This window comes from Arthrobacter woluwensis (assembly GCF_900105345.1).
GTDB classification, from domain to species: Bacteria; Actinomycetota; Actinomycetes; order Actinomycetales; family Micrococcaceae; genus Arthrobacter_E; species Arthrobacter_E woluwensis.
In genome coordinates this window covers 2,058,421-2,070,414 of the sequence record NZ_FNSN01000003.1, presented here as the reverse complement: position 1 = coordinate 2,070,414, position 11,994 = coordinate 2,058,421, and the positions used below count along the sequence as shown (strand labels likewise).

Annotated in this window: 10 protein-coding genes; 6 read left to right on the top strand and 4 right to left on the bottom strand. The window is 69.7% G+C overall.

The window, feature by feature from the left end; genetic code table 11:
- Nucleotides 1-34: 34 nt before the first annotated feature.
- From BLV63_RS10075 to BLV63_RS10050, 6 genes are all read left to right on the top strand, one after another.
- Nucleotides 35-757 (top strand): SDR family NAD(P)-dependent oxidoreductase, encoded by a 723-nt coding sequence (locus tag BLV63_RS10075; RefSeq protein WP_066212310.1) that lies wholly within the window; start codon nt 35-37, stop codon nt 755-757.
- A 53-nt stretch (nt 758-810) separates the two neighbouring features.
- Nucleotides 811-1,866, top strand: a complete 1,056-nt coding sequence (locus BLV63_RS10070; protein ID WP_066212307.1) for a threonine aldolase family protein — start codon at nt 811-813, stop codon at nt 1,864-1,866.
- Between the two features lie 136 nt (nt 1,867-2,002).
- The gene (locus BLV63_RS10065; protein WP_066212305.1) at nt 2,003-2,602 is read left to right on the top strand and encodes a DUF3000 domain-containing protein; all 600 of its coding nucleotides are present in this window, start codon (nt 2,003-2,005) and stop codon (nt 2,600-2,602) included.
- Nucleotides 2,603-2,647: 45 nt separating this feature from the next.
- Nucleotides 2,648-3,946 carry an HRDC domain-containing protein gene (locus BLV63_RS10060; protein WP_066212301.1) on the top strand — a complete coding sequence of 433 codons (1,299 nt, stop codon included), beginning with the start codon at nt 2,648-2,650 and terminating at the stop codon, nt 3,944-3,946.
- Between the two features lie 128 nt (nt 3,947-4,074).
- Nucleotides 4,075-5,319 (top strand): thiolase family protein, encoded by a 1,245-nt coding sequence (locus tag BLV63_RS10055; protein ID WP_066212299.1) that lies wholly within the window; start codon nt 4,075-4,077, stop codon nt 5,317-5,319.
- Nucleotides 5,316-7,436 (top strand): 3-hydroxyacyl-CoA dehydrogenase NAD-binding domain-containing protein, encoded by a 2,121-nt coding sequence (locus BLV63_RS10050; protein ID WP_066212298.1) that lies wholly within the window; start codon nt 5,316-5,318, stop codon nt 7,434-7,436. Before BLV63_RS10055 ends, BLV63_RS10050 begins: the two co-directional genes overlap by 4 nt.
- 251 nt (nt 7,437-7,687) lie before the next feature.
- Here the strand turns inward: BLV63_RS10050 and BLV63_RS10045 are convergent, their stop codons facing one another.
- The 4 genes from BLV63_RS10045 to dxs all read right to left on the bottom strand — a co-directional run bounded on the left by BLV63_RS10045 (nt 7,688) and on the right by dxs (nt 11,891).
- Nucleotides 7,688-8,665: an aldo/keto reductase gene (locus BLV63_RS10045; RefSeq protein ID WP_066212297.1), complete on the bottom strand. Its 978-nt coding sequence runs from the start codon at nt 8,663-8,665 to the stop codon at nt 7,688-7,690.
- 82 nt (nt 8,666-8,747) lie between these two features.
- Nucleotides 8,748-9,308, bottom strand: coding sequence for a hypothetical protein (locus BLV63_RS10040; protein ID WP_066212295.1), 561 nt, complete (start codon nt 9,306-9,308; stop codon nt 8,748-8,750).
- The gene (locus BLV63_RS10035) at nt 9,301-9,921 is read right to left on the bottom strand and encodes a DUF402 domain-containing protein (RefSeq protein ID WP_074784230.1); all 621 of its coding nucleotides are present in this window, start codon (nt 9,919-9,921) and stop codon (nt 9,301-9,303) included. Before BLV63_RS10035 ends, BLV63_RS10040 begins: the two co-directional genes overlap by 8 nt.
- Nucleotides 9,918-11,891: a 1-deoxy-D-xylulose-5-phosphate synthase gene (gene dxs / locus BLV63_RS10030; protein WP_066212293.1), complete on the bottom strand. Its 1,974-nt coding sequence runs from the start codon at nt 11,889-11,891 to the stop codon at nt 9,918-9,920. Before dxs ends, BLV63_RS10035 begins: the two co-directional genes overlap by 4 nt.
- Nucleotides 11,892-11,994: the final 103 nt, after the last annotated feature.

The window sequence follows — 11,994 nt, the reverse complement described above, 5'->3', positions numbered from 1 at the left end:
ACGGCACCTGGAACGAGAGCCTAGACTCGACATCATGAACAACCTCACCGTTGTCGTCGCCGGCGGCAGCAGCCCTTCCGGGGTTGCTGCCGCCACGGCGTTTTCCCAGGCCGGACACCGCGTCTACACGATCGGGTCCTCCCCCGACCGCATTGAGGCGGCCGCGTCCGCCTCCACCGAAGCCTCCGGGCACACCGTCACCCCGCTGGTCTGCGATCTCTCCGACCACGCCGCCGTGGAGCGGCTCGCGGCCGAGATCACCGACGACGCCGGTGGAGTGGACGGCGTGCTGCACCTCGTGGGCGGCTGGCGCGGCGGGACCTCGCTGCTGGACCAGAGCGACGAGGACTGGGACTTCCTGCACCGCCAGGCCGTCCAGACCCTGCGCAACACCAGCCGGGCCTTCCTCCCGGCCCTCCTCGCATCGCGGGCCGGCCGCTTCGTCATGGTGGGCTCCACCATCGCCGAGCACCCCACGGCCAAGGGCGCCAACTACGCGGCGGCGAAGGCCGCGGCGGAGGCCTGGACCCTCTCGGTGGCGGACGCCTTCCGCACGTCGGACACCGGCTCTGCCGCCGCCGTCGTGCTGGCGGTGAAGTCCCTCGTGGACGAAGCCCAGCGCACCGCCCACCCCGAACGCAAGTTCCCCGGCTACACGGACGTCACCCAGCTCGCCCAGGCGGCTCTCGGCCTCTTCGGTGAGGACGCGGCGGATCTCAACGGCACGCGCCGGATCCTTCCCGCCTGGAACGCGTGACCCGCGTCCTCTCCCATCGCCTCCCGACAACAGAACAGGAAACACACTCCGCCATGGCATCCGCACCCCTGCATGACGTCACCAGCCGGGGCTTCGCCTCGGACAACTACTCCGGCGTCCACCCGGAGATCCTGGAAGCCATCGCCCAGGCCAACCACGGGCACCAGATCGCCTATGGCGAAGACCAGTACACCGCACGGCTCGGCGAGGTCCTGGAGGGCCACTTCGGCGCCGGGATCGAGTACTTCCCGGTGTTCAACGGCACCGGCGCCAATGTGGTGGCTCTCCAGTCGCTGCTCCCCCGCTGGGGCGCGGTGGTGTGTGCCACCACGGCGCACATCAACGTCGACGAGAACGGCGCCCCGGAGCGGATGGGAGGCATCAAGCTGCTCCCTGTCCCCACCGACAACGGCAAGCTCACCCCCGAGCTCATCGACCTGGAGGCCTGGGGCTACGGCGACGAGCACCGCGCCCAGCCGCTGGCCGTCTCCATCACGCAGAGCACCGAACTCGGCACCGTGTACACCCCGGAGGAGGTCCGCGCGATCGCTGACCACGTGCACGCCAAGGGAATGAAGCTGCACATGGACGGCTCCCGCCTGGCCAACGCGGCCGCCACGCTCGGACTGCCGCTGCGCGCCTTCACGCGCGACGCCGGCGTCGACATCCTCTCCTTCGGCGGCACCAAGAACGGCCTGATCTTCGGCGAGATCGTCGTGGCGCTCAACCCGGAGGCCGCGCCCGGCCTGATCTACCTGCGCAAGATGAGCATGCAGCTCGCGTCCAAGATGCGCTTCATGTCGGCGCAGTTCATCGCGCTCCTGGAGGGCGACCTCTGGCTGCGGTCGGCCAGCCACTCCAATGCCATGGCGCAGCGCCTGCGCTCGGCCGTGGAGGGCCTGCCCGGGGTGGAGATCACCCAGGACACTCAGTCCAACGGTGTGTTCGCCATCCTCCCGGAGGGCGTGGCGGACGCGGTGCGTGAGAAGTTCCGTTTCTACGACTGGGACGCCGGCCGCCGCGAGGTGCGCTGGATGTGCTCGTTCGACACCACGGAGGCCGATGTGGATGCCTTCGCGGCCGCCCTGCGTGCGGAGCTCGGCGCCTGACCGGACTCCCCGTTCCGGCGTCATGGCGCCGGTCAGGACGCTTCAAGGCCCCGCAGCAGAGGCGCCGAGGCGTCAAACTCGCATCGTGCGGGCGTGGCTCAGTCGAGCCACGCCCGCACGGCAGTATTCTCGTGCCGTGAACGCCAATGCCCCGTTGCCCTCGGGCTTCAACAGAGCACTCTCCTCGCTGAAGGCCGCGCGGTCCCGCGCGGAACTCCGGCTCGAGGAGATCCCCGCTCCGGCACGGCTCGCGCCCTTCGCCGTGGCGCTCGGCGCAGAGATCTCCCCGTCGGCCCTCGGCCCCGGACTCGCGGATACCGAAGGGCTCGCCGACCTGGCCACCGGCCGCTTCATCCTGCTCCACGATCCGGCCGGGTCCGAGGTCTGGGGCGGCGACTTCCGCGTGGTGACGTTCATCCGGGCGCAGATGGACGCCGAGATGGGCAACGACGAACTCCTGGGCACCGTCGCCTGGACCTGGCTCGTCGAAGCATTGCAGAATCACGGCGCCGACTACCGTTCCGCGGGCGGCACGGCCACCCGGGTGCTCTCCGATTCCTTCGGGACGCTCGCCGAACGCGGCAGCACCATCGACATCGAGCTCCGGGCCTCGTGGACGCCGGCCGACTGGCAGGTGCAGAACCACCTCGAAGCCTGGGCGGACATGGTCTGCTCCTTCGCCGGACTTCCGCCGCTTCCCGAAGGTGTGACGGCGCTTCCCGGGCGGCGTTTTTGAGCCTCCGGCGGCCCCACTCCGGGGCACCGATAAACTGAGAGCACCATGACCCTGAAGCGAAACCTGACCACGGCCGGCGATCCGGCCGCTGACACAGCCTCCCACGACCTGGACGACCTCACCCTCGAGGTGCCCGACGTCGTCGAATTGGACACGCCGCGCGAAGGCGTCCCCTTCGTCATCAGCACCGACGCCGGCCTGCAGCGCTGCGCCGCTGCGCTGGCCGCCGGGACCGGCCCCGTCGCCGTCGACGCCGAACGCTCCTCCGGCTTCCGGTACGGCCAGCGCGCCTTCCTCGTGCAGATCCGCCGCGAGGGCGCGGGGACCTGGCTCATCGATCCCGAGCCATTCGAGGATCTCGAGCCGATCCAGGCCGCGCTCGTGGGCAGCGAGTGGATCCTGCATGCGTCCACCCAGGACCTGCCATGCCTGAGCGAGCTCGGCCTGTGGCCCTCGGCCCTGTTCGACACGGAGCTTGCCGCACGCTTGGCCGGGCTCCCGCGCGTCGGCCTGGCCGCCGTGATCGAGCAGCTCCTGGGCTTCCGTCTGGCCAAGGAGCACTCGGCCGCGGACTGGTCCACCCGTCCCCTGCCTGAGCCGTGGCTCAAGTACGCCGCGCTCGACGTCGAAGTGCTCATCGAGTTGCGGGAGGAGTTGATCGAGCTCCTGAGCAGCCAGGGCAAACTGGAGTTCGCCCTGGAGGAGTTCCAGGCGATCCTGGACGCCGGCGTCGCACCCCCTCGCAAGGAACCCTGGCGCCGGACGTCCGGCATGCACCAGATCCGCGATCGCCGCCAGCTGGCCGCGGTGCGTCAGCTCTGGCTCGAACGGGAGGATCTGGCGCGCAAGCGCGACGTCGCACCCGGCCGCCTCCTGCCGGATTCCGCGCTCATCGCTGCGGCGCGGGCCATGCCCACCACGGTGCCGCAGCTGATCGCCACCCGTGGCTTCGACGGCCGCGCGGCGCAGCGTGAGGCGCCCCGCTGGCTCCGGGCCCTCATGTCCGCCCGGGACACCGAGGACCTTCCCCCGCTGCACCTGCCGACCAACGCCCCACCTCCCCCGCGGGCATGGGCGGACAAGGACCCCGTCGCCGCCGCCCGGCTGACCACCGCGCGCCAGGCGCTCACCGACCTCGCCGCCGAATGGGACATGCCCGTCGAGAACCTGCTCACGCCGGATCACCTGCGTCGTCTGATGTGGCGTCCGCCGACGGAACTGAACTCAGAGAGTGTCGATGCGGCCCTCGCGGAGCTGGGCGCGCGCTCCTGGCAGCGAAAGCTCACGGTGCCCCTGCTCCTGGAGGCCCTGCTGCATCCCCAGCCGGAGTCCCCGGCCGCCTGACGACACCCCCGGACACCCCTTGCCCCATCAAGTTACTGGCGAGTAACATGTCGTTGAACGCGTCCGGCGCCCGCCGGGCAGAAGCGTGTCGCCCGCTCGTCGGGCGTTGAACTCAACGAGGAGCAAGCGTGAGCCGCATCCGCAAAGGCCTGGCCGGCCGCGATGTCGTCTTTGTCGACGGCATCCGCACACCGTTCGGCAAGGCAGGAGACAAGGGCATCTATGCCGAGACCCGTGCCGACGACCTGGTGGTCAAGTGCATCCGAGAACTGATGCGACGCAATCCGGGCCTCCCGGCCGAGCGCGTAGATGAGGTGGCCATCGCCGCCACCACGCAGACCGGTGACCAGGGCCTCACCATCGGGCGCACCGCGGCCCTGCTCGCGGGCCTCCCCCAGTCCGTGCCGGGCTTCGCCATCGACCGCATGTGCGCGGGCGCTCTGACCGCCGTGACCACCACCGGTTCCGGCATCGCCTCCGGCGCGTACGACGTCGTCATCGCGGGCGGCGTCGAGCACATGGGTCATCACCCGATGGGCGTCGGAGCCGATCCCAACCCGCGCTTCCTCGCCGAACGGATCGTCGATCCCGCCGCGCTGAACATGGGCAACACCGCCGAGAACCTCCACGACCGGTTCCCCGCCATCACCAAAGAGCGCGCCGACGCCTACGCCGTCGCTTCGCAGCGCAAGGTCGCCGAAGCCTATGAGAGCGGTGACATCCAGGCCGGCCTCGTCCCCGTGGCGAGCAAGAAGGCCGGCGCCGGCTGGACCCTGAACACGGTGGACGAGCCGCCGCGGCCCGGCACCACCCTGGAAGACCTCGAAGGTCTCCGTACCCCCTTCCGACCGCATGGCCGCGTCACCGCGGGCAATGCCGCCGGTCTGAACGACGGCGCGACGGCGGCCCTGCTCGCCGATGCGGACACCGCCGAGGAGCTGGGCCTGCCGGTCCGCATGCGCATGGTCTCCTACGCCTTCGCCGGCGTGGAGCCGAGCGTCATGGGCTACGGCCCCGTCCCGTCCACCCTCAAGGCTCTCGAGAAGGCCGGGCTCGGCATCGAGGACATCGGGCTTTTCGAGATCAACGAGGCGTTCGCGGTGCAGGTCCTGAGCTTCCTGGACTACTTCGGCATCGCCGACGACGATCCCCGCGTCAACCGCTTCGGCGGCGCGATCGCGCTGGGCCACCCCCTCGCCTCCTCGGGCGTGCGGCTGATGAACCAGCTCGCCCGCCAGTTCGAGCAGGACCCGAGCGTCCGCTACGGCATCACCACCATGTGCATCGGCCTCGGCATGGGCGGCACGATCATCTGGGAGAACCCCCACCACCCCGACTACGGAACCGACGCACAGGCAGGAGAGGCAGCATGAGTCTCGACGATTTCACGGAACTCGCAGGGCTCTTCAGCACGGAGACGGTGACCCACTCGCTGGTCCAGGACGTGCCCCTGCCGGGCATCGGCACCCTGGCGCTCGTGACCCTGGACAACGGGCTCGACCACCGCAAGCCGACCACGCTCGGCCCGAACACGCTCCTCGAGCTCGGGCACATCCTCGAATCCCTGGCGGAGCGTGCCTCCAAGGGCGAGATCCAGGCCGTGGGCATCACCGGGAAGCCGTACTTCCTGGTGGCCGGCGCCGACCTCACCGCGGTCTCCGCCATCTCCAAGCCGGAGCACGGCCTGGCCATGGCCCAACTGGGTCATGAGGTGTACGGACTGCTGCGGAACCTGCCGGTGCCGAGCTTCGCGTTCATCAACGGCCTCGCCCTGGGTGGCGGTCTCGAGATCGCCCTTCAGTCCACGTACCGCACGGTCAGCGCCTCCGCGGGCGCCCTCGGCCTCCCCGAGGCCTTCCTGGGCCTCGTCCCGGGCTGGGGCGGCGTCTATCTCCTGCCGCGCCTCATCGGGCCGGAGAACGCCGTCAAGGTGATGATCGAGAACCCGCTCAACAACAACCGGACGCTCAGCGGCAAGCAGGCCCTGGAGCTCGGCGTCGCGGACGCCCTCTTCGACGCCGCCGACTTCCTGGAGCAGTCCCTCTCCTGGGCAGCCCAGGTGCTCAGCGGCGAGGTCACGCCGGAACGCACGCACGCCGTCGACGCCTCCGATCCGCAGGTGGCCGAGCGCTGGCAGGCGGCGGTCGACGCCGGACGCGCCTTCGTGAGCCGTAAGATCTCCGATGCGGCCCCGGCCCCCGGCAAGGTCCTCGACCTGCTCGAGGCCAACCGCACCCAGACGCAGGAGGAGTCCGCCGCGGCCGAGTGCGAGGCCCTGGCCGGGCTCATGCAGACCGGTGAGTTCCGCTCGACGGTCTACGCGTTCCTCGATCTGGTGCAGAAGCGCGCCAAGCGTCCGGCCGGGGCGCCGGACGCCAAGCTGGCGCGTCCTGTCACCAAGGTGGGCGTGGTCGGCGCCGGTCTCATGGCGGGCCAGCTCGCCCTGCTCTTCGCCAAGCAGCTCAAGGTGCCCGTCGTCATGACGGACATCGACCAGGAACGCGTGGACCGCGGCGTCTCCTACATCCACGGTGAAGTCGACAAGCTGCAGGCCAAGGGCCGGATGTCCGCCGACGCCGCGAACCGGACCAAGGCACTCATCACGGGCGCCGTGGACAAGCAGGCGTTCGCCGACGCCGACTTCGTGATCGAAGCGGTGTTCGAGGAGCTCTCCGTCAAGAAGCAGGTGTTCGCGGAAGTCGAGGCCATCGTCTCCCCCGAGTGCATCCTGGCCACCAACACCTCCAGCCTGTCCGTCACGGAGATGGCGCGCGATCTGGAGCACCCGGAACGGCTCGTCGGCTTCCACTTCTTCAACCCGGTGGCGGTCATGCCGCTGCTGGAGATCGTGCGGGCGCCGAAGACCTCGGACGAGACCCTGGCCACGGCGTTCCAGCTGGCCAAGAACCTGAAGAAGAGCGCCGTGCTCGTCAAGGACGCCGCCGCCTTCGTGGTGAACCGCGTCCTCCTGCGGCTCATGGGCGAAGTGACGGCCGCCTTCGACGAGGGCACTCCGGCCGACGTCGCGGACAACGCGCTGCGCCCCATGGGCCTGCCGATGACGCCGTTCACCCTCGGCGCCATGGTCGGCCTGCCGGTCGCGCAGCACGTGCAGGAATCCCTGCACGCGGCCTTCGGCGACCGCTTCACGGTCTCGGCCAACCTCCAGGCCCTGATCGACAACGGCGTGAAGGGCCTCTGGGCCCCGACCGACGACGGCGGCCAGGAGATCCCGGAGCGCGTGCTGGCCCTGATGACGTTCGGGGACAACCCGTCGACGTCGGAAGAGGTCCTCACACGAACCCAGGACGCGCTGGCGGAGGAGATCGGCCTCATGCTCGAAGAGGGTGTGGTCGCGGGTCCCGAGGACATCGACCTCTGCATGATCCTCGGTGCCGGCTGGCCCATGTTCCTGGGCGGCATCACGCCGTACCTGGACCGGGTGGGCGCCTCCGAGCGGGTCAACGGCAAGCGGTTCCACGCGGCCTGAGCCACTCACCCCGAGCCGAGCGGGCGGAGGGGACGACGACGAAGGGGACGGCACCAGCGGGTGCCGTCCCCTTCGTCGTCGTGCTGGCGTTGTTCTGCCCAGTGCTCCCCACCGCAGGCCCTCACCGGGCCCCACGTGCGATCGACTGCTCCACAGGATGCCTTTTCCGGGCGGAATCCCCCTGGAAGGGAATCCTATGGAGCAGTCGACGGGATGTGCTGGGCCGTGCGAAGCGCCGAGATCAGCAGAGGCTAGAAGAGGGCCACCTTGGGCACAGGCGGGAAGATCTCGTCCAGGACGGCCAGATCCTCGGGGCTCAGCCGCGCCTCGACGGCCCGAGCGTTCTGCTGGATCTGCTCGACCTTGGTCGCGCCGGCGATCACGCTGCTGACGGGCTCCTGGGCCAGGAGCCACGCGAAGGCCACCTCGACCTCGGTGAGCCCGCGTTCCCGGGCGAACTCCGAGTACTTGGCCATCTGCTCCCAGTCGGCGTCGCGCACCATGTTCTGGCGCGTGTGGCTGAGACGGGAGCCCTCGGGCACGCGGTCCGGCGCGTACTTGCCGGTGAGGAAACCGTTGGCGAGCGGGAAGTACGGCAGGACCCCGAGTCCGTAGGCCCGCGCGGCCGGCAGGACTTCGAGTTCGGCTCGGCGGTCCAGCAGGTTGTAGTGGTTCTGACTCGAGATGAACCGCTCCGTGCCGAGCGAGTGCGCCAGGAACTCCGCCTCGGCGATCTGCCAGCCCGCACGGTTCGAGTGCCCGATGTACCGGACCTTACCGGCGGTCACCAGGTCATCGAGGGCACGGAGCGTCTCCTCGACGGGGGTCCCGTCGTCCGGGGTGTGGAACTGGTACAGGTCGATCCAGTCGGTGCCGAGGCGCCTCAGGGACGCCTCCACGGCGTTGACGATGTAGCGGCGCGAGCCACGAGCGCCGAAGTCCGCGCCGTTGGCGCCGTTCAAGTCCATGCCGAACTTGGTCGCCAGGACCACTTCGGAGCGCCGGTCCCCCAGGGCCTTGCCCAGCATCTCTTCGCTGAGGCCCGGCGTCGCGCCGTAGACGTCCGCGACATCGAAAAGCGTGACGCCCGCGTCGAGCGCCGCGTGGATGACGGTGTCCGTGCCTTCCTGGGTGAAACTCGGCGTGTTCGGCCGGCCGAGGTTGTTGCACCCCAGGCCGATGGTGGAGACGACGAGTCCGGATGTTCCCAATCTGCGGTATTCAGTCATGGTGCCAGCCTATCGAATGCTCCTGGCAGCGCTCAGGCCCCTCCGGACACACCGGAAGGGCCTGAGCGGAGGCGCGGAGGGCTCAGAGGCTGAACGGCGCTCCGGCGCCCGCCGGGTGGCGGCGCTTGAGGGCCTCGGGCTCCGAGTACGGCGCGACGCCGACGGTCAACTTGGTCGGGTCCAGGTCTGCTTCGCGAGCCACCGACACCACAGCCTTGACCGCTTTGGACGGCTCGGGCGAGACCAGGAAGATGTTGAGCTTGCCGTTCTCGATGGTGCTCCGGTCCACCACGCCCAGGCCGCGCCACGCGAAGTGACCGGTCAGCGCGGCGACGGCGGAGCGCTCCAGGTAGCGGTCGCGTTCGGTGCCGCCCTTCGTCTTCAGCGCGAACTGGGCGACGACCCAGTGCTGCTCCTCGACGGGGATCTCGGCGAAGCCGTCCTCGGCGCACTGCGCGCTGAAAGCCTCCAGCAGCGCGACGGCGGCCTCATCCGACTCGACGGACTGCACGTCGTCCTTGCTCACATGGCCGACGACGCCGTGGTTGACCACGACCACGCCTTCCTCCTGCTCGTACCAGGCCTCGCGGAAGCTGAGGACGCCGTCCTCGTCACGCCGGTAGGCGCGCAGCAGTTCATTCATCGTTCTCTCCGTCTTCTGGGATCCAGTCATCATGCCATGCACCGGTCCGGGTGGCCTCCAGGCCCCGGGCCAGCCACGTGTCCGCGACGTCCACAAAGGGCGCTTCGCGTGCCTCGACGGCGGCCAGGACGTGGCGGCAGGAGCTCTCCGTCGTCTCCACCAGCCAGGTCGGATAGTGCATACTGACACGTCGCTCGGCGAACTCATCCTCATCGTCGACGTAGCTCGTGCCGTCGGCGAGCAGGATCACATCAAGGTCCATGTCCACCACGTGGAACTCGGTCACGGCGGGCCTGATGCGCTTGAACTCGTGTCCGACCGCCATGTCCACGTACACCCGGACATCGCCGGGGTGCGTCTCGTCGTAGAAGGTCGCGACCCATTCGCCCACGCGGGGCACGAGCAGGACGTTGTGGCTCCGGGTGTAGAACGCCGCGCCGGGCCGGGAGCAGAACTCGCCCTTGGCCTGGTAGACCCACCAGCCGTGGTCGTCCTCGCCGAGGTATCGGCCCGGCACCACCCAATGGGCGGTGCCGTCCCATTTTTGGTTGCGCGCGACGACGAGCTCACCGGGAGCCACCTCGAGCGGCTCCCGGACGGATCCGGCCGTCACAGTGCGGGAATGCTTCCCGTGCTGGGCGCCTGCTGACCGGGGAGAGGCCGCGCGAAGGGGACCTTCGTGCCGAGGACCTGCGCGACGACGTCGTGCGTCACCTGCTGCGCCGTGAGGCCGACGCGCTCGAGGACTTCGCCGCGCGTGCCGTGCGCGAGGAACTCCGCTGGAAGCCCGACCTCGTTCAGCGCGGTGTCGACGCCGGCGGCCCGCATCTCCTGGCGGATCCTGGACCCGACGCCACCCGCGCGGACGCCGTCCTCCAGGCACACGACCAGACGATGGCGCGCGGCGAGGGCGATGATCGAGCGGGGCACGGGAAGGACCCAGCGGGGGTCGACCACGGTGGACGTGATGCCGTGGGCGGCGAGGCGCTCCCCCACTTCGAGGGTCAGCTCGCTCAGGGCGCCCACCGAGATGAGGAGCACGTCGTTCTCCAGCTGCCCGTCCTCGGGCCGGGCGAGCACGTCCACGCCGTCCTTGAGCCGTTCCACGGCGTTGACCTCGGGACCCACCGCGCCCTTGGAGAAGCGCACCACACTGGGCGCGTCGTCGATCGCGACCGCTTCGCGCAGCTCCTCCCGGAGACGGCTCGCATCGCGGGGCGCCGCGAGGTGCAGGCCCGGCACGGTCTGGACCATGGCCATGTCCCACATGCCGTGGTGGCTGGGCCCGTCGGGACCGGTCACGCCTGCGCGGTCGAGCACCAGGGTCACCCCGGCCTTGTGCAGGGCGACATCCATCAGCAGCTGGTCGAAAGCACGGTTCAGGAAGGTCGCGTACACGGCGACCACGGGGTGCAGGCCACCGAAAGCCAGCCCGGCCGCCATGGTGACCGCGTGCTGCTCGGCGATGCCGACGTCGATCACGCGGTCAGGGTGGCGGGCCGCCATCTCGCTGAGGCCCACCGGAATCAGCATGGCGCCGGTGATGCCGACGATGTCGTCCCGCTCGTCCGCGATCGCGGCGATCTCCTCGCCGAAGACGCTGGTCCACGAACGGGCGCCGCCACTGGAGGTCGGCAAGCCGGTCTCCGGGTCGATGACGCCGACGGCGTGGAACTGGTCAGCCTCATCGGCGCGGGCGGGCGCGTAGCCGCGCCCCTTCTCGGTGATCGTGTGCACCAGCACCGGTCCGCCGAAGTTCCGGGCGAGTCGCAGCGCCTCCTCGACGGCCGCCTCGTCATGGCCGTCCACGGGGCCGATGTACTTCAGGCCCAGGTCCTCGAACATGCCCTGGGGCGCCCACCAGTCCTTCACGCCCTTCTTCGCGGCGTGCAGACTCTTGTAGGTGAACTGGCCGACGGGGCCGCCCTCCTGCAGGCGCGTCTTCCACCAGGTCATGGCGCCCTCATAGCCGGGCTTGGCGCGCAAGGCGTCGATCGTGGGACGCAGCGAGGCGAGGTAGTCGGCGAAACCGCCCACGGTCGGAGCGTAGGAGCGGCCGTTGTCGTTGACGACGATGACCACCTTGCGGTCCTTGTCGGCCGCGATGTTGTTCAGGGCCTCCCAGGCCATGCCGCCGGTCAGGGCGCCGTCGCCGATCACGGCGACCGTGTAGCGGTCCGTCTCGCCGCGCAACTTGCGGGCGCGGGAGATCCCGTCGGCCCAGGAGAGGGACGAGGACGCATGCGAGGATTCGACGATGTCGTGCTCGGATTCGCCGCGGTCCGGGTAACCCGAGAGACCGCCCTGCTGCCGGAGGGTGGCGAAATCCTGCCGTCCGGTCAGCAACTTGTGCACATAGGACTGGTGCCCGGTGTCGAAGACGATGGAGTCCACGGGCGAATCGAAGACCCGGTGCAGGGCGATGGTCAGTTCCACCACTCCCAGATTGGGACCGAGGTGTCCGCCCGTCTGCGAGACGTTGCTGATGAGGAACTCGCGGATCTCCGCCGCGAGGGGTGCCAGCTGGTCCTGGTTCAGCCGCTGCAGATCATGCGGTTCCCGGATTCCTTCCAAGATGCCCAAGGGCCCTCCTTCTCCCGCCGGTTGTGCTCTCCCACTTTACCGCCTCCCCGGACAGGGAGACGCCCTGACTTCGCCGGAAACGGAAGACCCCGCCACCCTCAGG